Raw genomic sequence first — 24,658 nt, forward strand, 5'->3', positions numbered from 1 at the left:
CCCCTCTGAGCACGATGGGCGTTTTTATTGACTGTATAGGTTCCACATGTTCGAAACTCTCCTGCAAAACCTGGGACTGTCCGCCTTCAGCCTCAAGGGCTTTGGCCCGCTGCTGATGCAGGGCACCTGGATGACCGTCAAGCTATCGGTAATGTCGCTGCTGCTGGCCATCGTGCTCGGCCTGCTGGGCGCCAGTGCCAAACTGTCCAAGACCGCTTTCCTGCGCGTGCCGGCACAGGTCTACACCACGCTGATCCGTGGCGTACCGGACCTGGTGCTGATGCTGCTGATTTTCTACAGCCTGCAAACCTGGCTGACGACTCTTACCGAAGCGATGGAATGGGACTACATCGAGATCGATCCCTTCGCCGCCGGTGTCATCACCCTGGGTTTCATTTATGGCGCCTATTTCACCGAAACCTTCCGTGGCGCCATCCTCGCGGTGCCCCGTGGGCAGGTCGAAGCCGCCACCGCGTACGGCCTGAGCCGCGCCCAGCGCTTCCGCTTCGTGGTGTTCCCGCAGATGATGCGCTTTGCCCTGCCGGGTATCGGCAACAACTGGCAAGTGGTGCTCAAAGCCACCGCACTGGTGTCGATCATCGGCCTGGCCGATCTGGTCAAAGCTTCCCAGGACGCCGGCAAAAGCACCTATCAACTGTTCTATTTCCTGGTACTCGCGGCGCTGATCTATCTGGTCATCACCAGCGTCTCCAACTTCGCCCTGCGCTGGGCTGAACGGCGTTACGCCGCAGGCAGCCGGGAGGCTCAACGATGATCGAACTGCTGCAAGAATACTGGCGCGCCTTCCTTTATACGGACGGCCAGAACATCACCGGCCTGGCCATGACCCTGTGGTTGCTCAGCGCCTCCATCGCCATCGGTTTCATCGTGTCGATTCCGCTGTCCATCGCCCGGGTTTCTCCCAACCCGCTGGTGCGCTGGCCGGTGCAGTTCTACACCTACCTGTTCCGTGGCACGCCGCTCTACATCCAGCTGCTGATTTGCTACACCGGCATCTACAGCATTGCCGCGGTGCGCGAGCAGCCAATGCTCAACGCGTTTTTCCGCGATGCGATGAACTGCACGATCCTGGCCTTCGCCCTCAACACCTGCGCATACACCACCGAGATCTTCGCCGGTGCGATTCGCAGCATGAACCACGGCGAGGTCGAAGCGGCCAAAGCCTACGGCCTGACCGGCTGGCGGCTGTACACCTACGTGATCATGCCCTCGGCCCTACGCCGCTCGCTGCCGTACTACAGCAACGAAGTGATCCTGATGCTGCACTCGACCACCGTGGCCTTCACCGCCACCGTACCGGACATCCTCAAGGTGGCGCGCGACGCCAACTCCGCGACCTTCCTGACGTTCCAGTCGTTCGGCATTGCCGCGCTGATCTACCTGACGGTCACCTTCATTCTGGTGGGCCTGTTCCGACTGGCCGAACGCCGCTGGCTGGCCTTCCTCGGCCCGTCTCACTAGGACCTGCGCATGCGACACCTGACCCATGACTTGCTGTCGCCGGTGCCTGGCACCGCGCGGCAGATCCATAGCTTTCACTACGGCCCGGAAAACGGCGCCTGCAAGATCTACATCCAGTCCTCCCTGCACGCCGACGAGCTGCCCGGCATGCTGGTGTCCTGGTACCTGAAACAACGTCTGGCCGAGCTTGAAAAGGCCGGTCAACTGCTCGGCGAAATCGTTGTCGTTCCAGTGGCCAACCCGATCGGCCTGGAACAGGTCTTGATGGATATCCCGCTGGGCCGCTACGAGCTGGAAAGCGGGCAGAACTTCAACCGCTGGTTCGTGGATGTGGCGCAACAGGTGGGCGATGAAGTCGAGCCGTCGCTGACCGACGATGCCGATCACAACGTCAGCCTGATCCGCAAACACCTGCGCGCCGCCCTGCTTGCGCGCACCGCGGCCACCCAGCTCGAATCGCAACGTCTGGCGCTGCAACGCCTGGCCTGCGACGCCGACATGGTGCTGGACCTGCATTGTGATTTCGAGTCTGTGGAACACCTGTACACCACACCTGAAGCCTGGTCCCAGGTCGAGCCGCTGTCGCGCTACCTGGGCGCTCAAGCCAGCCTGCTGGCAACCGACTCGGGCGGTCAGTCGTTTGACGAATGCTTCACGCTGGTCTGGTGGCAATTGCAGCAGCGCTTCGAAAAACGCTTCCCGATTCCTCTGGGCAGTTTTTCCGTGACCCTGGAACTGCGCGGTCAGGGCGATGTGAATCACGCCTTGGGCAGCCGCGATTGCCAGGCGCTGATCAGCTACCTGATGCAGTACGGCGCCATTGCCGGCGAGCCTGCGCCGGCCCCTGAACTGATTTATCCGGCGACGCCCCTGGCGGCGGTCGAACCGGTTGCCACGCCTGTCGGCGGCCTGCTGGTGTTTTGCACACTGCCGGGCGAATACGTCGAGGCGGGACAACTGATCGCTGAGGTCATCGACCCCATCAGCGACGTGGTGACCCCCGTTCACGCGGCCAACGCCGGTCTTATGTACGCCCGCTCCTTGCGACGCATGGCAACCGCCGGCATGGTCATCGCCCATGTCGCCGGTACCGAGCCTTTGCGCAGCGGCTACCTACTTTCTCCTTAAGGATTGCCATTCATGTACAAACTGACCATCGATGGCCTGCACAAAAGCTACGGTGACCACGAGGTGCTCAAAGGCGTGTCGCTCAAGGCCAACGTCGGTGACGTGATCTGCCTGATCGGCGCCAGCGGCTCGGGCAAGAGTACCTTCTTGCGCTGCATCAACTTTCTCGAACAACCCAACGACGGCGCCATGAGCCTGGATGGCCAGCAGATCAAAATGGTCAGCGACGCCACCGGCATGCGCGTAGCCGACCCTGCCGAGCTGCAGCGCATCCGCACGCGTCTGGCCATGGTGTTCCAGCACTTCAACCTGTGGAGCCACATGACGGTGCTGGAAAACATCACCATGGCCCCGCGCCGGGTGCTGGGCGTGTCCAAGGTCGAAGCCGAAGACCGTGCGCGCAAATATCTGGAAAAGGTGGGCCTGCCTGCTCGCGTGGCCGATCAATACCCGGCGTTTCTCTCCGGCGGCCAGCAACAGCGCGTAGCCATTGCCCGCGCACTGGCGATGGAACCGGAGATCATGCTCTTCGACGAACCGACCTCGGCGCTGGACCCCGAGCTGGTGGGTGAAGTGCTGAAAGTGATTCAGGGTCTGGCCGAGGAAGGCCGCACCATGATCCTGGTGACCCACGAAATGGGCTTCGCCCGTAAAGTGGCCAATCAGGTGGTGTTCCTGCATCAGGGCCAGATCGAAGAAATGGGCCACCCGGATGACGTGCTGGGCAGCCCGAAGAGCGAGCGGTTGAAACAATTTTTGAGTGGAAACCTGAAGTAACCCACTGATTCCCTGAACGAATGCGATCTCCTGTGGGATCGAATTCATTCGCGATTGGCCAGTACATTCCATACAGCTGTGCCGGATGTACCGCCGTTTCGCGAATGAATTCACTCCCACAGAAATATCACCCGGCAATTCATCGCGCCCCAGCAACCCAACCAAACTAATCCCCTCCCCCGGCGGTCTGTGACTTAAACGTCCTCAGAGCCCGCGCATGCCCAAAACCGTGAATTTTGCCCAGCGCTGGTTCGACACTCGCGGCTGGAAGCCCTTCCCGTTTCAGAAAGACGTGTGGTCGGCCGTCGCCCGTGGAGAGTCCGGATTGCTGCACGCCAGCACCGGCGCTGGCAAGACCTACTCGGTATGGTTCGGCGCACTCAACCGGTTTGCCCGACTGCCGACCGAAAACACCGAAAAACCCCGCAAACGCAAAACCCCGCCAGCGGCGTTGACCGTGTTATGGATCACCCCCATGCGCGCGCTGGCGGCTGATACGGCACGGGCATTGGAAGCGCCGTTGCTGGATTTGCAGATCCCCTGGAGCGTCGGCCTGCGCACTGGTGACACCAGCAGCAGCGAACGGGCCAAACAAGGCCGTCGCCTGCCCTCTGCACTGATCACCACGCCCGAAAGCCTGACCCTGCTGCTCACCCGAGCGGATGCAGAGGTGACCTTCGCGACCCTGAAAATGATCGTGGTGGACGAATGGCACGAGCTGATCGGTAACAAGCGCGGCGTTCAGTTGCAACTGGCAATCGCCCGACTGCGCAAATGGAATCCGGCACTGATCGTGTGGGGCCTTTCCGCGACCCTCGGTAATCAAACCCACGCGCAACAGGTGTTGTTGGGCGATGGCGGCACAGCGGTGCAAGGCAAGGTGGTCAAAGAGTTGATTGTCGACACCTTGATTCCGCAGGGCATCGAGCGCTTTCCCTGGGCGGGTCATATGGGCTTGCGGATGCTGCCGCAGGTGCTGGCCGAAGTGGACAGCAGCACCAGCTGCCTGCTGTTCACCAACACCCGTGCACAGTCGGAAATCTGGTATCAGGCGCTGCTTGAGGCCCGTCCTGACTGGGCGGGATTGATCGCGCTGCATCATGGTTCTTTGTCGCGAGAGGTGCGGGACTGGGTCGAACGCGCCCTGAAAGAAGGACATCTGAAGGCCGTGGTCTGCACCTCCAGCCTTGATCTGGGGGTGGATTTCCTGCCGGTCGAACGGGTGCTGCAGATCGGCTCGGCCAAAGGTGTCGCCAGGCTGATGCAACGCGCCGGGCGTTCAGGACACGCTCCTGGTCGCCCCTCTCGGGTAACTCTGGTGCCCACTCACAGCCTGGAACTGGTGGAAGCAGCCGCCGCCCGCGAAGCCGTAAACGCTCGGCTGATCGAACCCAGGGAATCGCCCCACAAACCGTTGGACGTTCTCGTACAGCACCTGGTGAGCATGGCCCTAGGAGGGGGCTTCCTGCCTGACGACTTGCTCGCCGAAGTCCGCACCGCTTACGCCTATCGGGACCTCACCGACCAGGAATGGCAGTGGGCACTGGCCTTCGTGCGCCATGGTGGCCTGTCCCTGACCGCCTACCCCGACTACCGCCGCGTCGAGCCCGATGAACACGGCATCTGGCGGGTGCCCGATGCGCGGCTGGCGAGGCGCCATCGCATGAGCGTCGGCACCATCGTCAGCGACGCCAGCATCAACGTGAAGTACTGGAGCAAGGGCGGCGGCGGAGGCTCGTTGGGCAGCGTTGAGGAAGGCTTCATCGCACGGCTGAAACCCGGCGATGGCTTTCTGTTCGGTGGCCGTCTGCTGGAACTGGTACGGGTGGAAAACATGACCGCCTATGTGAAACGGGCGACAGCCAAAAAAGCCGCCGTCCCACGCTGGAACGGCGGGCGGATGCCGCTTTCCAGCGAATTGGCTGACGCCGTAGTGGCCAAATTCGACGCGGCAGCTCACAACGTGTTCGACAGCCCGGAGATGCACACCGTCAGCCCTCTGCTCGACGTACAGCGCCAGTGGTCGGCCTTGCCGCGCAAAGACACGCTGCTGGCCGAGGTGCTGAAGTCCCGGGAAGGCTGGCACCTGTTTCTCTACCCCTTCGCCGGCCGACACGTGCATCTGGGGCTGGCGAGCCTGCTGGCCTGGCGCTTGAGCCGCGATACGCCGCTGACCTTTTCCATTGCCGTCAACGATTACGGATTCGAGCTGCTCAGCGCCACCGAAGTCGATTGGTCGCAACAACTGACCTCAAACTTGTTCAGCGAAAAGCACCTGATGGCCGACATCATTGCCAGCCTCAATGCGGGAGAGCTGGCCCTGCGCCGCTTTCGCGAGATCGCGCGCATCGCCGGCCTGGTGTTTTCAGGTTACCCCGGCGCGCCGAAAAGCAATCGCCAGCTGCAAGCCTCCAGCGGCCTGTTCTTCGAAGTGTTCAAGCAATACGACGCCGGCAACCTGCTGCTGACTCAGGCTGAGGAAGAAGTGCTGCGCCAGGAACTGGACCTGGCCCGCCTGGAACACACCCTGCAACGCATCAACGAGAGAACCCTGGATTTGCACCTGATCAAACGTCCCACGCCCATGGCCTTCCCGCTGCTGGTTGAGCGCATGCGCGAAAGCCTGAGCACCGAGAAACTCTCCGACCGCATTGCGCGCATGGTGCGCGACCTGGAGAAAGCCGCGGGCCCTGAGGTGAATGCATGAGGCCGTACCTGTCGATTCAACTGGCAGGCGCCGAACTCTGGCTGCTCGCGCAGAAGGCCATCTACTACCCGGCCGAACGCGCCCTACTGATCGCGGACGCCCATTTCGGCAAGGCAGCGGCGTATCGCAAGCTGGGCCAACCCGTCCCTCACGGCACCACGGACGACAACTTGCAGCGTCTGGATTATTTGCTCGAAGCCTATGAGTGCCAGCAATTGATATTTCTAGGTGACTTTCTGCATGCCCCGGAATCCCACGCCGCGGGCACCCTGGCAGCCCTGGAGGCCTGGCGCGCGCGACATTTCGGGCTGAGCATCACCCTGATTCGCGGCAATCACGACAGACGCGCAGGCGATCCGCCTGATCATCTGAACATTCGGGTCGTCCCTGAACCCCTGCTAATGGGCCCGTTCGCCCTCCAGCACGAACCTGACCCACACGCGACGCACCATGTGCTGGCAGGCCATGTTCACCCGGCCTACAGGCTGTTTGGCAAAGGCCGACAGCGCTTGCGCCTCCCCTGCTTTTACATTCAGCCAAACGTCAGTCTGCTGCCCGCATTCGGCGCATTTACCGGCGGCATGAATATCGAGCGAGCGGAAAACGGCGCGGTGTACCTCGTAGGGGACGGCGCCGTGTGGCTAGCGCCTTGAACACGCTTCAAATGCACGACTGAAACGTTTTTTCGGAGACGTTAAGCGAAGTCCCTGCCAACGCGACGGCGTTGACAGGGACTGAGGTTCAGGCGACGGGCGCAGGGGGTGGCTCGTCGGGCAACGTAGGCTCGCCGGGTTCTTCAGGCTGAGGGTAGTCGTTGGGAGTGTCGGGAGTCGGCTGACCAGGTATGCCACCGGCAACCATGTTGTTCAAATGGGGATGCGCTAACAGCGACCATGCCAGCAATCCGACCTGATTTTGTCCGGGGTCGGTTTCCTTGATACTGGTTTTGACTTGTCTCTTCATAGGGCACTCCTGAGCGTTGGTCCCACCCGCATGGTGCGGATGGGAACAGTTCAAGCAATAGAGTGCGCTTTTCGAGACTAATTCATTTTCGATATGACCAACGGTGCAAGCCCGTTGAAGACTCAGGTCCGAGGCAGCGTGACGCCGCGTTGCCCCTGGTACTTGCCGCCACGATCCTTGTAGGACACTTCACATTCCTCATCGGATTCAAGGAACAGCATCTGTGCGACGCCTTCGTTGGCGTAAATCTTCGCAGGCAGCGTAGTGGTGTTGGAGAACTCCAGGGTCACGTGGCCTTCCCACTCCGGTTCCAGCGGGGTCACGTTGACGATGATGCCGCAGCGCGCATACGTGCTCTTGCCCAGGCAGATGGTCAGCACATTCCGTGGAATGCGGAAATATTCGACGGTGCGGGCCAGCGCAAAGGAGTTTGGCGGAATGATGCAGACGTCGCTTTTGATGTCGACGAAGCTTTTTTCATCGAAATTCTTCGGATCGACGGTCGCCGAGTTGATGTTGGTGAACACCTTGAATTCATCGGCGCAGCGCACGTCGTAGCCGTAGCTGGAGACGCCGAAGGAGATCAGACGGTCGGCGCCTTCGCCGCGCATCTGGCGTTCCACGAAGGGCTCGATCATGCCGTGCTCTTGCGCCATGCGGCGAATCCACTTGTCCGATTTGATGCTCATGGCGATGTCCTGACTAACGAGGTGAAAAAGATGTCCGGCATCTTACCGGTCCCGGGCTCCGGGTTCAAAGACTGCGCACCGCGCGGGGTCCGCACCGTTTGTCATCCACCGAAATAAACGTCGAACAACCATTGGCACACTCTGGAAAAAGGGTTAAGGTGGCGCCACTGTGTTGCTTGTGTCACTGAGAATCTCTACACGATGTTGAATTTCGATCCAACCATCTCCATGAATTTTCCTGCTCTTTGCACTCAGTCTCGGCCAGGGCTTTTCCTACGCCGCAGTTAACTTTGTCCAAGGAGATACACCATGTCCAATCGCCAAACCGGTACCGTCAAGTGGTTCAACGATGAAAAAGGCTTCGGCTTCATCACTCCACAATCCGGTGACGACCTGTTCGTACACTTCAAAGCAATCCAATCCGACGGCTTCAAAAGCCTGAAAGAAGGCCAGCAGGTTTCTTTCATCGCTACCCGCGGTCAGAAAGGCATGCAAGCTGAAGAAGTTCAAGTTATCTAACTTGTACTGATTCGCTTAAAAAACCCCGCCCTTAAAAGCGGGGTTTTTTTATGTCCGCAGACTCAGCCCGGCAGAAAAAACTATGGGAGCGAATTCATTCGCGATTGGCCCGTACATTTGACGCATTCCTGTCGTCTGTACCAACGCCTCGCGAATGGATTCGCCCCCACAGGGTTCAGCAGGCCGTCAGCAATCAATCGTCGCTGATGGAAATGTTCGGCATCGCCGGGTTCGCCGCTTCTTGCAACACAATGCGCGCGCCAACGTGGCGGGCCAGCTCCTGATAAACCATGGCGATCTGGCTTTCAGGCTCGGCGATGGCCGTCGGCTTGCCGCCATCGGCCTGTTCGCGGATCAGCATCGACAGCGGCAGCGAGGCCAGCAGCTCAACGCCGTATTGCGAGGCGAGTTTCTCGCCGCCGCCTTCACCGAACAGATGCTCGGCGTGACCGCAATTCGAGCAGATGTGCACGGCCATGTTTTCCACGACGCCCAGCACCGGAATGTTGACCTTGCGGAACATTTCGACACCCTTTTTCGCATCCAGCAGCGCCAGATCCTGTGGGGTGGTGACGATGACAGCGCCCGCGACCGGGACCTTTTGCGCCAGAGTCAGCTGAATGTCACCGGTGCCAGGCGGCATGTCGATGACCAGATAATCCAGGTCGTTCCAGGCGGTTTGAGTGATCAGTTGCAGCAGCGCGCCGGAGACCATCGGTCCGCGCCATACCATCGGCGTGTTGTCGTCCGTGAGGAAGGCCATCGACATCACTTCGATGCCATGGGCCTCGATGGGCACGAACCACTTCTGGTCCTTGACCTTTGGCCGCGTACCCTCCGCGATGCCGAACATGACACCCTGACTCGGGCCATAGATATCCGCATCGAGAATGCCCACCCGCGCGCCCTCGCGGGACAGCGCCAGCGCCAGGTTGGCGGCGGTGGTGGACTTGCCCACGCCGCCCTTGCCTGAAGCAACGGCAACGATGTTCTTGACGTTGGCCAGGCCCGGAATCTGCCCCTGGGCCTTGTGCGCGGTAATCAGGGTGTTGATCTGCACCGTGGCCGATGCCACGCCGTCCAGGCTTTCGATGGCCATCTGCAGCACCTGCGCCCAGCCTTTCTTGAACAGATCGGCGGCGTATCCCAGTTCCAGCTGCACGTTGACGCGATCACCCTCAATGTCGATGGTTCGCACGCAACCGGCGCTGACCGGGTCTTGATTCAAATAAGGATCGGTGTACTGGCGAAGGACGGCTTGCACCGTTGCGCGATTCACAGCGCTCATGGGTCACTCCCGAGAAAGACTGAGCAAAACAGGCGGCTATCCTACCGCGTCTGTCGGATAACGGGGGCCGGGTTTTACTTTCACGGGGCAAGGAGGATTCCGACACGCCGTGTGGGATGAAAAAAAACGCTCAGACCTTTATAGTGGCCGACCTCCGTTTCACTTCAAGTAGCCGAGCCCCATGTCCGAGCCACGCAAGATTCTCGTCACCAGCGCCCTGCCCTATGCCAATGGTTCTATCCACCTTGGCCACATGCTCGAGTACATCCAGACCGACATGTGGGTGCGCTTCCAGAAGCACCGCGGCAATCAGTGCATCTATGTGTGCGCGGACGATGCCCATGGCTCGGCAATCATGCTGCGCGCGGAAAAGGAAGGCATCACGCCGGAGCAACTGATCGCCAACGTCCAGGCTGAACACAGCGCTGACTTTGCCGACTTCCTGGTGGATTTCGACAACTTCCACTCAACGCATGCTGAAGAAAACCGCGAGCTGTCGAGCCTGATCTACACCCGGCTGCGCGACGCTGGGCACATCGCCACGCGTTCCGTGACCCAGTATTTCGACCCGGAAAAGAAAATGTTCCTGGCCGACCGCTTCATCAAGGGCACCTGCCCGAAATGCGGCACCGAAGACCAGTACGGCGACAATTGCGAAAAATGCGGCGCCACCTACGCACCGACCGACTTGAAAGATCCGAAATCGGCGATTTCCGGCGCAACTCCGGTGCTCAAGGACTCCAAGCACTTCTTCTTCGATTTGCCCGCCTTCGACGCGATGCTGAAAAGCTGGACCCGCAGCGGCACTTTGCAGGACGCCGTGGCCAACAAACTCTCCGAATGGCTGGATTCCGGCTTGCAGCAGTGGGACATCTCCCGCGACGCGCCGTATTTCGGTTTCGAGATTCCAGATGAGCCGGGCAAGTATTTCTACGTCTGGCTGGACGCGCCAATCGGCTACATGGCCAGTTTCAAGAACCTGTGCGACCGCACGCCGGGTCTGGATTTCGATGCGTTCTGGAATAAGGACTCGACCACCGAGCTGTACCACTTCATCGGCAAGGACATCGTCAATTTCCACGCCCTGTTCTGGCCAGCCATGCTCGAAGGTTCGGGCTTCCGCAAGCCAAGCGGCATCAATGTCCACGGCTACCTGACCGTCAACGGCCAGAAGATGTCCAAGTCCCGCGGCACCTTCATCAAGGCGCGCACCTATCTTGAGCACCTGTCGCCTGAATACCTGCGGTATTACTATGCGGCCAAGCTGAGCCGCGGTGTCGACGACCTGGACCTGAACCTCGAAGACTTCGTGCAGAAGGTCAACTCCGACCTCATCGGCAAGGTCGTCAATATCGCCAGCCGTTGCGCAGGCTTCATTCACAAAGGCAACGCTGGCGTGCTGGTAGCCGGTAATGCCGCGCCGGAGCTGACCGACGCATTCCTCGCCGCAGCACCCAGCATCGCCGAAGCCTATGAGGCTCGCGACTTCGCCCGCGCCATGCGCGAAATCATGGCCTTGGCCGACCGTGCCAATGCCTGGATCGCCGACAAGGCGCCGTGGTCGCTGGCCAAGCAGGAAGGCAAACAGGACGAAGTCCAGGCCATCTGCGCGCTGGGCGTCAACCTGTTCCGCCAACTGGTGATATTCCTCAAGCCGGTCCTGCCGAATCTGGCTGCCGATGCCGAACAGTTCCTCAATGTCGCGCCGCTGACCTGGGACGACCACCTGACGCTGCTGAGCAATCATCAGCTGAACCCGTTCCAGGCCCTGATGACCCGCATCGACCCGGCGAAGGTGGAGGCAATGACCAGCGCTTCGAAAGAAGACCTGACCGCCAACGCCACTGATACCGGGGCCGCTGCATCGGGTAACGGCGAGCTGACCAAGGACCCGCTGTCGCCGGAAATCGACTTCGACGCCTTTGCCGCCATCGACCTGCGCGTGGCGCTGATCGAGAAAGCCGAGCACGTTGAAGGCGCTGACAAGCTGCTGCGCTTGACCCTGGACATCGGTGACGAGAAGCGCAACGTGTTCTCCGGGATCAAGAGCGCCTACCCGAACCCGGCCGAGCTGGAAGGTCGCCTGACCATGATGATTGCCAACCTGAAGCCACGAAAAATGCGCTTCGGCATCTCCCAAGGCATGGTGATGGCCGCCGGTCCTGGCGGCGAAGAGATCTACCTGCTGAGCCCTGACAGCGGCGCGAAGCCAGGCCAGCGCATCAAGTAACCGTGAACGCGGCCGACGCCTGCGGGCGTCGGTCAGGTCAAAGCATGAACCTGATCCACCGTATCGACGCCCTGTTGCCACAGACTCAATGTGGCAAATGTGGCCACCCCGGCTGCAAGCCTTACGCCGAAGGGATTGCCAGCGGCGAAGCAATCAACAAGTGTCCTCCAGGTGGCGATGAAACCATCGCGGCGTTGGCGCACCTGCTGAACGTGTCCGCCATCCCCCTCGATACCGAACGTGGCAGCGCCCCGGCGCAGGTCGCGTTCATCCGTGAGGCCGAATGCATTGGCTGCACCAAGTGTATTCAGGCCTGCCCCGTGGACGCCATCGTCGGCGCCGCCAAGCTGATGCACACCGTGATCATCGCTGAATGCACCGGCTGTGACCTCTGTGTGGCGCCCTGCCCTGTGGACTGTATCGACATGCTGCCCCTGCCATCACCCGCGATTGTCCCGATCGTAGGCGGCCTGGCGTTCGATGAAGGCCAGCGAGTGGCGCGAGCAGCCAAACGCGGTCATGCACGTCAGCGGTTCGAAGCACGCAACGCCCGTCTGCAGCGTGAAGAACAACGCCGCCATGCCGAACGACTGGCCCGCCAGCAGAAAGCCGAGGCACCCACCGTTGTCACGGTTGACCCGGTGCAAGCTGCGCTCGATCGGGTTTGCGCGCAAAAAGCCGCTGACAGCGACGCAGCGCTGAAACAGGCACGCATCAAGGTGGCCATGAGTCGGGCGCAGTTGCACAAGTCGATCAGGGCGTTCGGCCACCCGCCGATTGCAGAGCAGGCCGCACAGCTGATGACGCTCGGGCTGGAGCTCGATGAGGCGCAACGCGCACTGGCTGCGCTGCAGGACTCGGCAGCTATAAACAGGCCGCCCCCCGAGTCCCAGGCTATCGAAGTCAGCGCAGTGAAGCCTGATAAAGCAGCCATAAATCGCGCAAAGATACAGTTGGCCATGAGCCGGGCAGCGCTGAAGAAGGCCCAAACGGCGGACGCCTCCGCCGACCGAATTGCAGCGCTACACGCCGAGGTTGCGCATGCCGAACAAACACTGCAAGCCTTTGATGCATGGTAAAAAGCAGATCAGGAACTCGCTCTGCACAGCCTGATGCAACACATTGACCTGAACGTTTCCCTGAGAAAGCGCACCTCATGAACGCCGCAAAACGTCTGGAAATTTTTCGCCGTCTTCACGAAGACAATCCCGATCCTAAAACGGAGCTGTCCTACAGCTCGCCGTTCGAGCTGCTGATTGCCGTGATCCTCTCGGCGCAGGCCACCGACGTCAGCGTCAACAAAGCCACCGCTCGCCTGTACCCGGTGGCGAACACTCCCCAGGCGATCTACGCGCTGGGTGTCGAGGGACTTTCGGAATACATCAAGACCATCGGCCTCTATAACAGCAAGGCCAAGAACGTCATCGAGACCTGCCGCATGCTGGTCGAGCTGCACGGTGGTGAGGTGCCAGAAACCCGAGAGGCGTTGGAGGCATTGCCCGGTGTCGGCCGAAAGACTGCGAACGTGGTCCTCAACACGGCTTTTCGGCAACTGGCGATGGCGGTGGACACACACATCTTCCGGGTCAGTAATCGCACCGGGATCGCCCCCGGCAAGAACGTTGTCGAGGTCGAAAACAAGCTGATGAAATTTGTCCCCAAGGACTATCTGCTGGATGCGCATCACTGGCTGATCCTGCATGGCCGCTATGTCTGCGTGGCTCGCAAGCCTCGCTGTGGAAGCTGCCGAATAGAAGACCTGTGCGAATTTAAGCAAAAGACTTCAGATGATTGAGCGATAGCGTTTTTCCGGACTTATCGATTGAAAAAATCTTTTTTACCCGGTCGACATTTGCCGTTATAAGGTGCGCCAATGACAGTCTAAGCTGGAGTCAACTTTCATGAGTACTGACAAAGAGCAGATGGACGTAGATGACGACTTCGTGTCCGCAGAGGCAGACGAAGCCGTGCAAGTACCCGTAGAAACTGCAAAAACCAACCTCAGCAAACGTCGCACCATCGACAACATCCTGGAAGAGCGTCGCCTGCAGAAACAGCTGGCGGACTACGATTTCGACTTCTGATCCTTTTGCGTTCAAAGCCTCCCCACGACTTGAGAGGCTTTAGCCTGCCGGCAAGAATTCAATTGAAGCGGCGCGCAACATCTCGGCAAAAACGGCGATCGCATCAGCACTCATGACTGGGGCTAGACCAGCCCGTTGCGCTGGGCGAGTTCAATCAGATCAACCAGCGAGTGGGCATTGAGCTTGAGCAGCAAACGCGTTTTATAGGTGCTGACGGTCTTGTTGCTGAGAAACATGCCATCGGCGATTTCCTTGTTGGTTCTTCCCCTGGCCAGTTGCTGTAACACCATCATTTCCCGGCCCGACAGCCGATCAACCATCTCCGCCTCACTGGCATTGCCCAGGCTTGAGCGCACCGTGTGCAGAGCCTGGTTGGGGAAATAGCTGTACCCCGACAACACCGCCTTGATGGCGCTCAACAATTCGGTCAGGTCCTGTTGCTTGCAGACGTAACCGGCCGCCCCGGCCTGCATGCAACGCATGGAGAAATGGCCCGGGGCCTGAGAGGTCAGGATCAGGACCTTGAAAGGCAGGGTCATCGCCGTCAGCCGAGCGATGACTTCCAGGCCATCGAGTTTCGGGATGCCGATGTCCAGAATGACGATATCGGGCAAGTGCTCTCTGGCCAGTTGCAGCGCATCCACGCCGTTGTCCGTTTCGGCGATGACTTCGTAACCATGCCGCTCCATCAGCATGCGTACGGCGAGCCGAATCACGGGGTGATCGTCCACGATCAACACTTTATTCATGTGCAGTCCATTCTTTGCTGTTCGAAATTTCAGAGCCCGCACAATAGCTTAGTCGTTTACCGCTTTGCATGGCGCTCCTCCCTTTGGACTAGCAGGCAAAGACCTTTCCCACTCAAGCAACAGAAAAGTCCTACAAATCCTGACTTATCCATCTACCTTTTCAGACAGGCCATCCAATTTGGCCCACTCTGCGTTCTTCCATCGCCCTACACGGGACATCGTTCTGGAAAACAGCCATTTGCACAACCCCGCTTTTTTAATACGGTCATTCATGATTCCAACACCCCTTCAAACTGTTCAATTGACGCAAGGCGGCCATGTGCAGACAGCCTCATCCGCTCAGCGGGCTGGCGGGACGCGAGCATTCTTACCACCACAATTAGCAGACACACTGCGGGCTACCGAAAGACGCCCGTGCTGCCACGAATAAAAAAACCCACGGAAGGGCATTGACCTTCAGCATAAGCCGATCTTTCGGACATGCCACTCAACTTCAATCAGAAAGCATTGCAAATTACAACCCTGACCCTACCGCAGAGAGCTTTGAAAAATACGCATTTAAAATACTTATTCTCCATACATATTTATTCAAAGAAATGACCTACGCGAGATTCGGAAAATTCCGAAACAATACCCTTTTCCCGCACACCGCCAGCCTTGAACGCCCTTCTCAGCCCCTCGCGCCGCTTTACAACCCAATCCATTTCCCAGCATTGAACATTCACAATGGCTGATAGCAAAACAGAATTATTGCAAACGAGGCCCGTGCGCCCTTTACGTAATACCATACTGTTCTGCAAATCCAGAGAACTTTCCACAAAGAAGAAAAATACTACAAAACTAACAGACCAGAATTCTCATGCTGTAAGAAGCCATTATTCGAACTAGCTTAAATCATCAAAAAAATAATTTTTACTTGCCAAACCTAAGTCCAGTCGTTACTTTTTTCTTCAACACTTCATGAAACTGGAAACTATCATTAAGGCACCCCCCTCGTACCCAGTGCCTTATTACTTACGGTTATACATTTTCAGTTCCTTGTCTGGACTTGCCCGCGGGGCAAATTCGGCCGCGCCGAACTTACCTGCCGATGGGTCAAAGTTAGTGGATCAAGGAGGCGAGCTGGTGTCGCTCGTATATATCAATATGCTCAAAGGAATAAACCATGACCAAGAAAACAGGGGTATATCCAGCAACCACTCACACCCCTCTCAAACTCGCTGAAGCCGTAGAGGCGTACGTCGCCGAGGGAGGCATCATCAATGTGGTACCTGAGGGAGAAACCCGTCACTGCCCTAATGAAGCGAAACATCACGTCGAGGAGGCCGATAGCGACAGCCAATTGAGCGCCAAGATCGAGCAATTGAAGGGGCTGGTGGCCAAAGGCGCCGGTTTTTCTGCGCTACAGTATTCATTACGTATGAACCGCAAGGAGATCAAGCGTCTTGCCAGTGAACATGGCGTGAAAATCCTCTACAGCCGGCCTGTTCGAGGCGCGCGAAGCCAGCGCAGCAGCGACCCTGTGACGGTTGACGATACGGTTGCCGGACACGCAATACACTATTCCACGCTGGGGTATACGGTCCCCGAGATCGCTCAGTTGCTGGGGCTCAGTGTGCGAGATGTCTGGAATCTGGGTAAGGCTTATCGCTTTGAGCTCAACACTGCGCCTGCTCAGGAAGAACCGGCAGGCGACTCATGCACACAGCCAAAAGACCAGGACGATTTGAACTAGCGACCCTGCATACGTCGCCACACAGGCCCTGAGGCATGACGCGAAAAAGAGAGAAAGTTGATCTGATGGAATAAAAAAGGCGCAACCCGAAACGGGTTGCGCCCTGGATGCTACTTGCCGTGATCAGAACAATTTGCGGTTCTTGTTCGCAGCAATGCGCATGCGCAGTGCGTTGAGCTTGATAAAGCCCGCCGCATCCGCCTGGTTGTAAGCACCGCCGTCTTCTTCGAAGGTCGCGATGTTGGCATCGAACAGCGAATCGTCGGACTTGCGGCCCGTCACGATCACATTGCCTTTATAGAGCTTGAGGCGAACGACGCCGTTCACGTGAGCTTGGGAGGCGTCGATCATCTGTTGCAGCATCAGACGCTCAGGGCTCCACCAGTAACCGGTGTAGATCAGGCTGGCGTATTTAGGCATCAACTCGTCTTTCAGGTGCGCAACTTCACGGTCCAGAGTGATCGACTCGATGGCGCGGTGAGCCTTGAGCATGATGGTGCCGCCCGGGGTTTCGTAGCAGCCACGGGATTTCATGCCGACGTAACGGTTCTCGACGATGTCCAGACGGCCAATGCCGTGCTCGCCGCCGATTTTGTTCAGGGTCGCCAGAACGGTGGCCGGGGTCATGTCGACGCCGTCCAGCGCAACGATGTCGCCATTGCGGTAGGTCAGTTCCAGGTACTGGGGTTTGTCTGGCGCGTTTTCAGGCGAAACGGTCCAGCGCCACATGTCTTCTTCGTGCTCGGTCCAGGTGTCTTCCAGCACGCCACCTTCATAGGAGATGTGCAACAGGTTGGCGTCCATGGAGTATGGGGACTTCTTCTTGCCGTGACGCTCGATCGGGATCGCGTGCTTCTCGGCATAATCCATCAGCTTTTCGCGGGACAGCAGGTCCCACTCGCGCCACGGGGCGATGACTTTCACGCCAGGCTTGAGTGCGTAGGCACCCAGTTCGAAACGCACCTGATCGTTACCCTTGCCGGTCGCGCCGTGGGAAATGGCGTCGGCGCCAGTTTCGTTGGCGATTTCGATCAGACGCTTGGCGATCAGCGGACGTGCGATGGAGGTACCCAGCAGGTACTCGCCTTCGTAGACGGTGTTGGCGCGGAACATCGGGAACACGAAATCACGCACGAATTCTTCGCGCAGGTCGTCGATGTAGATTTCTTTGACGCCCATGGCCTGCGCCTTGGCGCGTGCTGGCTCGACTTCTTCGCCCTGACCCAGGTCAGCGGTAAAGGTCACCACTTCGCAGTTGTACGTATCTTGCAGCCACTTCAGGATCACCGAAGTATCCAGGCCACCGGAATACGCGAGAACTACCTTGTTAACGTCCGCCATGCCATCACTCCAACGCGTTGTACGGAAAACCGCTGATTCTACCGTTCAAACACGTGGATTTACAGTGTCGCGACAGCTTCTGACGACGAAGCGACAGAATCTGTCGAACACACGACGACTGATTGGGCTCAGACCTTGGCCACTGGCGCCCCGGACGCCGCCGTGGGAGCTGGCGTGGCAGAGGGTGCAGGCGCAGCGGCCGGCGGCGCTACCAAGGCTGGAGCCGGTGCCGATACAGGCGCGGCGGCGGGTTTTTGTTCGGCGACGCGATCCAGGTGAATGTTCACCCGACGATTGCGCGCACGGTTTGCATTATTGGTGTTGGGCACCAGTGGGTACTGCTCGCCGTGAAAACGCACGGTGATCTGCTCTTCCGGCACGCCCTGGGCCTTGAGGTAATCCATGACTGCCAGCGCGCGACGGCGAGACAGGTCACGGTTGGTCAGGCGATTGCCGCTGTTGTCGGAGTGCCCGTCCAGCTCGACATGATTGACCGTCGGATCAGCCTTCATATAAGCCAGCACGGTATCGAGGCGACGCTTGGCCGGCGCATCCAGATCGATGCCGCCGCCCGGGAAGCCAATCTCGGCCTGACGCACCTGATCGAAATTCATCGGCAACAGTTTGGCCGTGCACAGCTGAAAATCGGTGTAGGCCTTGCTGAACTTGACCGGCAGCAGGCGCACTTCCATCGCCCCGCCACCATCGCGCAAGGCATGACGAATGACCGGGCTGCGGCCTTCCATCAAACCCGCAATGAGCCGTCCGGCCTGAGCCTGACTGGTATTGAAAGGAATCTCGCCGTTGCCGACTTTCACCGCGCCCAGATTAAGATCGCCCCGACCGGGCTGCCAGGGTGCAGCGGCGGCGATAAGCGTGGCAGAGCCCGAAGCCAGGCTGTAACCAGTGGCCTTCAGTCGGAAAGTCGCCTGCTCACCGGCGCGACGCACGAACTCACCCGCGCCAAAATCGGTGATCGGCTGGCTCAGACGGCATTCGAACGGGTCGCCTTCTACCTTCCACTCGATATTCTCCAGACGGGTCTGGAAAGTGAGAGCCATGGCCGGCAGGCTGGCAAACACGCTGAGCAGGGCTAGATATCGCTGGCGCACGGGAGGCTCCACTTAAAAATTTCACGCGAAACAAATTTATCGCTTACACGTGTCTATCGGTAACTTCCTACAAAACTTGATAGCGAGTGCCTGGACGAGTCTTTTCCGGTAGCATTCCCAGCGAGTTTGCCCGCCTGGAATCCCCCAATGTCCGACCGCCTGACCCTCCTGCGCCCCGACGACTGGCACATCCATCTTCGTGATGGCGCCGTTTTGCCCCATACCGTCGCGGACGTTGCGCGCACCTTTAGCCGCGCCATCATCATGCCGAACCTCGTGCCGCCGGTACGCAACGCGGAGCAAGCCGATGCGTATCGCCAGCGCATCCTCGCTGCCCGCCCGCAAGGCAGCCGTTTCGAGCCATTGATGGTGCTGTACCTCACCGACCTGACCCAGCCCGAAGACATCCGCGCCGCCAAGGCCAGCGGTTTCGTCTACGCGGCCAAGCTGTACCCGGCCGGTGCCACGACCAACTCCGACTCTGGCGTGACCAGCGTGGACAAGATCTTCCCCGTGCTCGAAGCGATGGCTGAAGTCGGTATGCCGCTGTTGATCCACGGCGAAGTGACCCGCGGCGACATCGACGTGTTCGACCGCGAAAAGATTTTCATCGACGAGCACATGCGCCGTGTGGTCGAGCGTTTCCCGACCCTCAAAGTGGTGTTCGAACACATCACCACGGGCGATGCCGTGCAGTTCGTCAACGAGGCTTCGGCCAACGTCGGCGCGACCATCACTGCACACCACCTGCTGTACAACCGCAATCACATGCTGGTCGGCGGGATTCGTCCGCACTTCTATTGCCTGCCGATTCTCAAGCGCAATACCCACCAAGTGGCGCTGCTGGACGCCGCCACCAGCGGCAGCGGCAAGTTCTTCCTGGGCACCGACTCGGCGCCGCACGCCCAGCACGCCAAGGAAGCCGCATGCGGCTGTGCCGGCTGCTACACCGCCTATGCTGCCATCGAGCTGTACGCCGAGGCGTTCGAACAGCGCAACGCTCTGGACAAACTCGAGGGCTTCGCCAGCCTCAATGGCCCGGCGTTCTACGGCCTGCCGGCCAACACCGACACCATCACGCTGGTGCGTGAAGAGTGGACCGCCCCGACCAGCCTGCCGTTTGGCGAGCTGTCGGTCATCCCGCTGCGCGCCGGTGAAAAACTGCGCTGGCGCCTGCTGGAGGAAAACGCGTGAGTGAAGACCATTACGACGACGATCAGGAAGGCTCTGGCGGCGGCACAGGCTCCAGACATCCGATGGCAGCGCGCTTTCGTGGCTATCTGCCAGTCGTTGTCGACGTAGAGACCGGCGGTTTCAATGCCGCCACCGATGCGTTGCTGGAAATTGCAGCCACCACCATTGGCATGGACGAAAAAGGCTTCGTGTTCCCTGAACACACCTACTTCTTCCGCGTCGAGCCTTTCGAAGGCGCCAACATCGAAGCCGCTGCCCTGGAGTTCACCGGGATCAAGCTCGATCACCCGTTACGCATGGCGGTCAGCGAAGAAACGGCGTTGACCGACATCTTCCGTGGCGTACGCAAAGCACTGAAGGCCAACGGCTGCAAGCGCGCGATTCTGGTGGGGCATAACGCCAGCTTCGATCTGGGCTTCCTTAACGCGGCAGTGGCGCGACTGGACATGAAACGCAACCCGTTTCATCCGTTCTCCAGTTTCGACACCGCAACGCTCGCAGGCCTGGCGTACGGCCAAACCGTGCTGGCCAAGGCCTGTCAGTCCGCTGACATCGACTTCGACGGTCGTGAGGCCCACTCTGCTCGCTATGACACCGAGAAGACGGCCGATTTGTTCTGCGGCATCGTCAATCGCTGGAAGGAAATGGGCGGCTGGCACGACTTCGACGATTGAGGTCTGTACTTCGCTGACTGAACCGGCCCCCTGTGGCCGGTTTTTTATGACCGAATGACGGACTCATCTGACCATTCATCGGGCTTCAGCTGAGGTTCAGGAAGTAGTTTTGACAAGCATTCTCATTAACATTAGTATCCGTCGCACATGAGCCCATCACTCAGCGACGGTCCTTTTTTATGTATGTCTGCCTCTGCCAAGGTGTCACCGACGGACAAATCCGCGAAGCAATCATGGAAGGATGCTGCAGCTATCGTGAAGTGCGCGAAACCCTGGGTGTCGCCAGCAAATGTGGGAAATGCGCCTGCCTTGCCAAGGAAGTGGTGCGTGAAACCCTGACCGAACTGCAAACAACTCAGGCCGCCCTCGCTTATCCAGCAGAATTTTCTGCCGCCTGAACTACCGAATTTTAGAGAACCGGACCGAGTGTCCGGTTTTTTTATGCCTGTAATTCAAATGCTTAGCGCTAAGATGCGGAACACAAACATTCTTATTCCTATTTATTTTCACTTATTATTCAATAACTTAGGTTTGACAGAGGATTATTGGAAGCTCAAACTTGCGGCCTATATACGAACATCTTCGACAGGACCTCGATCATGAAAGGCGACATTACAGTCATCCAGCATCTCAACAAGATCCTCGGGAACGAGCTGGTCGCCATCAACCAGTATTTTCTGCATGCGCGCATGTACGAGGATTGGGGCCTGAATAAACTCGGCAAGCACGAGTACAAAGAATCCATCGACGAGATGAAACACGCTGACAAGCTGATCAAGCGCATCTTGTTTCTGGAAGGCCTGCCTAACCTTCAGGACCTGGGCAAGATCCTGATCGGTGAGCACACCAGGGAAATGCTGGAGTGCGATCTGAAGATCGAGCGAAAAGGCCATGCGGATCTAAAGGCTGCGATCGCTCATTGTGAAGCCGTAGGTGATTTCGGCAGCCGCGAGATGCTCGAAGATATCCTTGAATCCGAGGAAGAGCACATCGATTGGCTGGAGACTCAGCTGGGTCTGATCGACAAGGTGGGTATCGAGAACTACCTGCAATCGCAGATGGGCGAAGAAGACTGATTTCAATCTTCGTTTGAGAGAAGCCCCGCCTGGTGGTGAGTCAGGTGGGGCTTCTGCGTTTCTGGAGCAAGAGCGTTCTGCCTGGCTGGAACCCGCTGCGAGAGCGGAACCGCAATCAGCACATCGAGTTTGCCCTCCATCCGAAAACCAATGCCACAAAAAAGCCCCGAATCTCTCGAGAGACCGGGGCTTTTATCGTCAACAACCCAAATCAGGCAGTCGCGTTCTTCTCGACAGCAGCCTTGATCAGTGGCTGCAGCTCACCGGCTGCGTGCATCTCAACGATGATATCGCTACCGCCAACCAGCTCACCGTCGACCCACAGTTGCGGGAAGGTTGGCCAGTTGGCGTATTTCGGCAGGTTGGCGCGGATCTCTGGGTTCTGCAGGATATCGACGTACGCGAACTTTTCGCCACAGGCCATCAATGCCTGGGACGCCTTGGCCGAGAAGCCGCACTGCGGGGCATTCGGAGCGCCTTTCATGTAGAGCAGAACGGTGTTTTTGGCAATCTGGTCTTTGATCGTTTCGATGATATCCATGGAGCACCTCGGCTGAACTTTACGACTGTATATGTCGACACGGTGGCGCATTCTAACCGATTACCTAGCGTAACGCTCGGTCTTGGCTTTAATCGATCCGATAAATATGATGAGCGTCATGCCGCTGCAACCGTCACTGGCACCCCGTTCAACGCAGCATTTCCGGACAGTGCATCCATCTGCCGTTCGTCGGTCAAGTCATTGGCGCTCTCCCCTGGCTGATCCCGAGCGATATCCATTTGCACACCCGGCCGCCCATGCCCCCAGCCATGGGGCAGGCTGACCACGCCTGGCATCATGTCCGCGCTGCCCATCACCTCAACCTCGATCATCCCGACCCGAGAACTCACCCGCACCCGCTGCCCATCGCTCAGGCCGCGGCTGGCCAGATCGTCCGGGTTCATCAGCAATTGATGTCGTGGCTTGCCTTTCACCAGCCGGTGGTAGTTGTGCATCCAGGAGTTGTTGCTGCGCACGTGACGCCGGCCGATCAGCAGCAGCTCACCTGCGCGTGGAAGCTCGGCAGCGGCGAAGCGCACCAGATCCCTGAGGATCACTTCCGGCGCCGCCTGTATACGGTGATTGGCCGATTTCAAGCGCGTCGCCAGATTAGGCTTGAGCGCACCAAGATCCAGCCCGTGGGGATGGTCGTACAAGGCTTCCAGCGACAGCTTGTGCTGCGACGCATCGCCATACAGCCCCGCCCGCAAACCGCGATCGACCATTTGCGCGGGTGCGATCGTCGGCTTCAGCTCCCGCTCGGCCTTCAATGCGAACGCTTTGGCCAGGCCGACAAAAATCTCCCAGTCGTGCAGTGAACCTTCAGGTTTGGCGAGGATCGCGCGGTTGAACCGGGTGACGTTGCGCACTGCGAACAGGTTGAAGGTCGTGTCGTAGTGATCGTTCTCCAGCGCCGAGGTCGAGGGCAGGATCAGGTCAGCGTGGCGTGTGGTCTCGTTGATGTACAGGTCAATGCTGACCATGAACTCCAGCCCGTCCAGCGCCTGATCCAGCTGGCGGCCGTTCGGCGTCGACAGCACCGGGTTGCCCGCCACGGTGATCAGCGCCTTCACCTGCCCTTCGCCTTCGGTGAGCATTTCTTCGGCCAGCGCCGAAACCGGCAACTCGCCACTGTATTCGGGCAGGCCGGAGACGCGACTCTGCCAACGATTGAAGCCGCCGCCAGAGGTCGACGCCACGAGGTCCAGCGCAGGCTCGGTGCACAGCGCGCCGCCGACGCGGTCGAGGTTACCGGTGACCAGATTGATCAGTTGCACCAGCCAGTGGCACAGGGTGCCGAACGCTTGGGTCGAGATCCCCATGCGCCCGTAGCACACGGCGCTTTCGGCGCTGGCGAAGTCTCGCGCCAGTTGGCGGATCTGCTCGGCAGGCACGCCACAGCGCTGGCTCATGGCATCGGCGTTCATGTGGGCGATGGCGGCGCGAACTTCCTCCAGGCCATCGACCGGCAAATGACTGTCGCGGGTCAGCCCTTCGTCAAACAGCGTGTGCAGCAGGCCGAACAGCAGCGCCGCATCGCCGCCGGGGCGAATGAACAGATGCTGATTGGCAATGGCCGCGGTTTCGCTGCGACGAGGGTCCACCACCACAACCTTGCCGCCCCGCGCCTGAATCGCTTTCAGGCGTTTTTCCACGTCAGGCACCGTCATGATGCTGCCGTTGGACGCCAACGGATTGCCCCCCAGAATCAACATGAAATCTGTTTGATCGATGTCGGCAATAGGCAGTAACAAACCGTGGCCATACATCAGGTAGCTGGTCAGGTGATGAGGCAACTGGTCGACCGACGTGGCTGAAAAACGGTTGCGGGTTTTCAGCAACCCGAGGAAGTAATTGCTGTGGGTCATCAACCCATAGTTGTGCACGCTGGGGTTGCCCTGATACACCGCCACAGCGTTTTGGCCGTGGCGCTGCTGGATATCGACGAGCCGCTCGGCCACCAGATCGAACGCGTCCTGCCAGGCGATGGGTTGCCACTCGCTGCCGACGCGACGCATGGGCTGGCGAAGGCGATCCGGGTCGTTCTGGATATCTTGCAGGGCCACGGCTTTTGGGCAGATGTGCCCTCGACTGAAGGTGTCCTGCGCATCGCCCTTGATCGAGCTGATTCGCACCGACGCGTCCGCTTCAAGGGTGGTCTCGATGGTCAGGCCGCAGATGGCCTCGCACAGGTGACAGGCACGGTAGTGGAGAGTCTTGGTCATGGCAAGTCTCATGTTCTTGTATGGCGATCGATACGATCGCGGAAACAAAACTATGGAGCCTGGGACAGCACTGCGCCAGAAACGTCAGTGCCGTGAATCGGACAGCATCAGGTGAGCCGATAGCTCACCTGCGCGGAGAAAGGA

The 24,658-nt window shown here is 59.1% G+C and carries 24 protein-coding genes; 16 read left to right on the top strand and 8 right to left on the bottom strand.

Annotation, left to right across the window (positions count from 1 at the left end; translation table 11 throughout):
* Positions 1 to 46 precede the first annotated feature (46 nt).
* The 6 genes from AC07V9_RS01290 (at position 47) to pdeM (ending at position 6,747) form a co-directional block, all read left to right on the top strand.
* The gene (locus tag AC07V9_RS01290; RefSeq protein ID WP_495013886.1) at positions 47 to 775 is read left to right on the top strand and encodes an ABC transporter permease; all 729 of its coding nucleotides are present in this window, start codon (positions 47 to 49) and stop codon (positions 773 to 775) included.
* Positions 772 to 1,482, top strand: a complete 711-nt coding sequence (locus AC07V9_RS01295; RefSeq protein WP_495013887.1) for an ABC transporter permease — start codon at positions 772 to 774, stop codon at positions 1,480 to 1,482. Before AC07V9_RS01290 ends, AC07V9_RS01295 begins: the two co-directional genes overlap by 4 nt.
* A gap of 9 nt (positions 1,483 to 1,491) precedes the next feature.
* Entirely contained in the window at positions 1,492 to 2,610 is a 1,119-nt protein-coding gene (locus AC07V9_RS01300) for a succinylglutamate desuccinylase/aspartoacylase family protein (protein WP_495013888.1), read from the top strand.
* A 12-nt stretch (positions 2,611 to 2,622) separates the two neighbouring features.
* Entirely contained in the window at positions 2,623 to 3,387 is a 765-nt protein-coding gene (locus AC07V9_RS01305; protein ID WP_495013889.1) for an ABC transporter ATP-binding protein, read from the top strand.
* A gap of 217 nt (positions 3,388 to 3,604) precedes the next feature.
* Positions 3,605 to 6,094, top strand: a complete 2,490-nt coding sequence (locus AC07V9_RS01310) for a ligase-associated DNA damage response DEXH box helicase (RefSeq protein WP_495013890.1) — start codon at positions 3,605 to 3,607, stop codon at positions 6,092 to 6,094.
* Complete coding sequence (pdeM, locus tag AC07V9_RS01315; protein WP_495013891.1) at positions 6,091 to 6,747, top strand: ligase-associated DNA damage response endonuclease PdeM; 657 nt, start codon at positions 6,091 to 6,093, stop codon at positions 6,745 to 6,747. Before AC07V9_RS01310 ends, pdeM begins: the two co-directional genes overlap by 4 nt.
* An 88-nt stretch (positions 6,748 to 6,835) precedes the next feature.
* On the opposite strand, the gene AC07V9_RS01320 is transcribed toward pdeM, so the two are convergent.
* A complete protein-coding gene (locus tag AC07V9_RS01320; RefSeq protein WP_495013892.1) occupies positions 6,836 to 7,057 on the bottom strand; it encodes a hypothetical protein in 222 nt (73 codons plus the stop codon).
* Positions 7,058 to 7,179: 122 nt separating this feature from the next.
* Positions 7,180 to 7,746: a dCTP deaminase gene (gene dcd, locus AC07V9_RS01325; RefSeq protein WP_017126297.1), complete on the bottom strand. Its 567-nt coding sequence runs from the start codon at positions 7,744 to 7,746 to the stop codon at positions 7,180 to 7,182.
* Positions 7,747 to 8,055: 309 nt separating this feature from the next.
* Between dcd and AC07V9_RS01330 the strand changes: the two genes are divergently transcribed.
* The gene (locus AC07V9_RS01330) at positions 8,056 to 8,265 is read left to right on the top strand and encodes a cold-shock protein (protein ID WP_002554837.1); all 210 of its coding nucleotides are present in this window, start codon (positions 8,056 to 8,058) and stop codon (positions 8,263 to 8,265) included.
* 193 nt (positions 8,266 to 8,458) lie between these two features.
* Here the strand turns inward: AC07V9_RS01330 and apbC are convergent, their stop codons facing one another.
* A complete protein-coding gene (gene apbC, locus AC07V9_RS01335) occupies positions 8,459 to 9,553 on the bottom strand; it encodes an iron-sulfur cluster carrier protein ApbC (protein ID WP_495013893.1) in 1,095 nt (364 codons plus the stop codon).
* 181 nt (positions 9,554 to 9,734) lie between these two features.
* Between apbC and metG the strand changes: the two genes are divergently transcribed.
* The 4 genes from metG to AC07V9_RS01355 all read left to right on the top strand — a co-directional run bounded on the left by metG (position 9,735) and on the right by AC07V9_RS01355 (position 13,867).
* Positions 9,735 to 11,783, top strand: coding sequence for a methionine--tRNA ligase (gene metG, locus AC07V9_RS01340; RefSeq protein ID WP_495013894.1), 2,049 nt, complete (start codon positions 9,735 to 9,737; stop codon positions 11,781 to 11,783).
* 44 nt (positions 11,784 to 11,827) lie between these two features.
* Entirely contained in the window at positions 11,828 to 12,862 is a 1,035-nt protein-coding gene (rsxB, locus tag AC07V9_RS01345) for an electron transport complex subunit RsxB (RefSeq protein ID WP_495013895.1), read from the top strand.
* Between the two features lie 77 nt (positions 12,863 to 12,939).
* Positions 12,940 to 13,578 (top strand): endonuclease III, encoded by a 639-nt coding sequence (gene nth, locus AC07V9_RS01350; RefSeq protein WP_495013896.1) that lies wholly within the window; start codon positions 12,940 to 12,942, stop codon positions 13,576 to 13,578.
* Positions 13,579 to 13,684: 106 nt separating this feature from the next.
* On the top strand, positions 13,685 to 13,867 hold the full coding sequence (locus AC07V9_RS01355; protein WP_495013897.1) for a PA3496 family putative envelope integrity protein: 183 nt from the start codon (positions 13,685 to 13,687) through the stop codon (positions 13,865 to 13,867).
* Between the two features lie 122 nt (positions 13,868 to 13,989).
* Here AC07V9_RS01355 and AC07V9_RS01360 read toward each other — a convergent pair whose 3' ends face one another.
* Positions 13,990 to 14,616, bottom strand: a complete 627-nt coding sequence (locus tag AC07V9_RS01360) for a response regulator (RefSeq protein WP_404636158.1) — start codon at positions 14,614 to 14,616, stop codon at positions 13,990 to 13,992.
* Positions 14,617 to 15,781: 1,165 nt separating this feature from the next.
* On the opposite strand from AC07V9_RS01360, the gene AC07V9_RS01365 reads away from it, so the two are divergent.
* Positions 15,782 to 16,351: a hypothetical protein gene (locus AC07V9_RS01365; RefSeq protein ID WP_495013898.1), complete on the top strand. Its 570-nt coding sequence runs from the start codon at positions 15,782 to 15,784 to the stop codon at positions 16,349 to 16,351.
* Between the two features lie 123 nt (positions 16,352 to 16,474).
* Here AC07V9_RS01365 and AC07V9_RS01370 read toward each other — a convergent pair whose 3' ends face one another.
* Positions 16,475 to 17,692, bottom strand: a complete 1,218-nt coding sequence (locus tag AC07V9_RS01370; protein ID WP_495013899.1) for an argininosuccinate synthase — start codon at positions 17,690 to 17,692, stop codon at positions 16,475 to 16,477.
* 128 nt (positions 17,693 to 17,820) lie between these two features.
* Complete coding sequence (locus AC07V9_RS01375; protein WP_495013900.1) at positions 17,821 to 18,804, bottom strand: flagellar protein MotY; 984 nt, start codon at positions 18,802 to 18,804, stop codon at positions 17,821 to 17,823.
* A gap of 147 nt (positions 18,805 to 18,951) precedes the next feature.
* On the opposite strand from AC07V9_RS01375, the gene pyrC reads away from it, so the two are divergent.
* The 4 genes from pyrC (at position 18,952) to bfr (ending at position 21,748) form a co-directional block, all read left to right on the top strand.
* Complete coding sequence (gene pyrC, locus AC07V9_RS01380; protein ID WP_495013901.1) at positions 18,952 to 19,998, top strand: dihydroorotase; 1,047 nt, start codon at positions 18,952 to 18,954, stop codon at positions 19,996 to 19,998.
* On the top strand, positions 19,995 to 20,672 hold the full coding sequence (rnt, locus tag AC07V9_RS01385; RefSeq protein ID WP_495013902.1) for a ribonuclease T: 678 nt from the start codon (positions 19,995 to 19,997) through the stop codon (positions 20,670 to 20,672). Before pyrC ends, rnt begins: the two co-directional genes overlap by 4 nt.
* 179 nt (positions 20,673 to 20,851) lie before the next feature.
* A complete protein-coding gene (locus AC07V9_RS01390; protein WP_092410435.1) occupies positions 20,852 to 21,070 on the top strand; it encodes a bacterioferritin-associated ferredoxin in 219 nt (72 codons plus the stop codon).
* 201 nt (positions 21,071 to 21,271) lie between these two features.
* Positions 21,272 to 21,748: a bacterioferritin gene (gene bfr, locus AC07V9_RS01395; protein ID WP_495013903.1), complete on the top strand. Its 477-nt coding sequence runs from the start codon at positions 21,272 to 21,274 to the stop codon at positions 21,746 to 21,748.
* A 211-nt stretch (positions 21,749 to 21,959) separates the two neighbouring features.
* Here bfr and grxD read toward each other — a convergent pair whose 3' ends face one another.
* Positions 21,960 to 22,289 (bottom strand): Grx4 family monothiol glutaredoxin, encoded by a 330-nt coding sequence (gene grxD, locus AC07V9_RS01400; RefSeq protein WP_093461226.1) that lies wholly within the window; start codon positions 22,287 to 22,289, stop codon positions 21,960 to 21,962.
* Between the two features lie 116 nt (positions 22,290 to 22,405).
* A complete protein-coding gene (locus tag AC07V9_RS01405) occupies positions 22,406 to 24,514 on the bottom strand; it encodes a molybdopterin oxidoreductase family protein (protein ID WP_495013904.1) in 2,109 nt (702 codons plus the stop codon).
* Positions 24,515 to 24,658 lie beyond the last annotated feature (144 nt).

This window comes from Pseudomonas sp. GW821-FHT02A11 (assembly GCF_059421985.1).

Excerpts from the sequence above, each read along its gene's own strand:
- AC07V9_RS01320 (WP_495013892.1), bottom strand. The coding sequence starts at position 7,057 with ATGAAGAGACAAGTCAAAACCAGTATCAAGGAAACCGACCCCGGACAA.
- AC07V9_RS01295 (WP_495013887.1), top strand. The coding sequence starts at position 772 with ATGATCGAACTGCTGCAAGAATACTGGCGCGCCTTCCTTTATACGGAC.
- grxD (WP_093461226.1), bottom strand. The coding sequence starts at position 22,289 with ATGGATATCATCGAAACGATCAAAGACCAGATTGCCAAAAACACCGTT.
- bfr (WP_495013903.1), top strand. The coding sequence starts at position 21,272 with ATGAAAGGCGACATTACAGTCATCCAGCATCTCAACAAGATCCTCGGG.
- dcd (WP_017126297.1), bottom strand. The coding sequence starts at position 7,746 with ATGAGCATCAAATCGGACAAGTGGATTCGCCGCATGGCGCAAGAGCAC.
- AC07V9_RS01305 (WP_495013889.1), top strand. The coding sequence starts at position 2,623 with ATGTACAAACTGACCATCGATGGCCTGCACAAAAGCTACGGTGACCAC.
- AC07V9_RS01365 (WP_495013898.1), top strand. The coding sequence starts at position 15,782 with ATGACCAAGAAAACAGGGGTATATCCAGCAACCACTCACACCCCTCTC.
- AC07V9_RS01310 (WP_495013890.1), top strand. The coding sequence starts at position 3,605 with ATGCCCAAAACCGTGAATTTTGCCCAGCGCTGGTTCGACACTCGCGGC.
- AC07V9_RS01330 (WP_002554837.1), top strand. The coding sequence starts at position 8,056 with ATGTCCAATCGCCAAACCGGTACCGTCAAGTGGTTCAACGATGAAAAA.
- pyrC (WP_495013901.1), top strand. The coding sequence starts at position 18,952 with ATGTCCGACCGCCTGACCCTCCTGCGCCCCGACGACTGGCACATCCAT.
- AC07V9_RS01360 (WP_404636158.1), bottom strand. The coding sequence starts at position 14,616 with ATGAATAAAGTGTTGATCGTGGACGATCACCCCGTGATTCGGCTCGCC.
- AC07V9_RS01355 (WP_495013897.1), top strand. The coding sequence starts at position 13,685 with ATGAGTACTGACAAAGAGCAGATGGACGTAGATGACGACTTCGTGTCC.
- rsxB (WP_495013895.1), top strand. The coding sequence starts at position 11,828 with ATGAACCTGATCCACCGTATCGACGCCCTGTTGCCACAGACTCAATGT.
- AC07V9_RS01405 (WP_495013904.1), bottom strand. The coding sequence starts at position 24,514 with ATGACCAAGACTCTCCACTACCGTGCCTGTCACCTGTGCGAGGCCATC.
- AC07V9_RS01370 (WP_495013899.1), bottom strand. The coding sequence starts at position 17,692 with ATGGCGGACGTTAACAAGGTAGTTCTCGCGTATTCCGGTGGCCTGGAT.
- metG (WP_495013894.1), top strand. The coding sequence starts at position 9,735 with ATGTCCGAGCCACGCAAGATTCTCGTCACCAGCGCCCTGCCCTATGCC.
- nth (WP_495013896.1), top strand. The coding sequence starts at position 12,940 with ATGAACGCCGCAAAACGTCTGGAAATTTTTCGCCGTCTTCACGAAGAC.
- AC07V9_RS01300 (WP_495013888.1), top strand. The coding sequence starts at position 1,492 with ATGCGACACCTGACCCATGACTTGCTGTCGCCGGTGCCTGGCACCGCG.
- apbC (WP_495013893.1), bottom strand. The coding sequence starts at position 9,553 with ATGAGCGCTGTGAATCGCGCAACGGTGCAAGCCGTCCTTCGCCAGTAC.
- AC07V9_RS01390 (WP_092410435.1), top strand. The coding sequence starts at position 20,852 with ATGTATGTCTGCCTCTGCCAAGGTGTCACCGACGGACAAATCCGCGAA.
- AC07V9_RS01290 (WP_495013886.1), top strand. The coding sequence starts at position 47 with ATGTTCGAAACTCTCCTGCAAAACCTGGGACTGTCCGCCTTCAGCCTC.
- pdeM (WP_495013891.1), top strand. The coding sequence starts at position 6,091 with ATGAGGCCGTACCTGTCGATTCAACTGGCAGGCGCCGAACTCTGGCTG.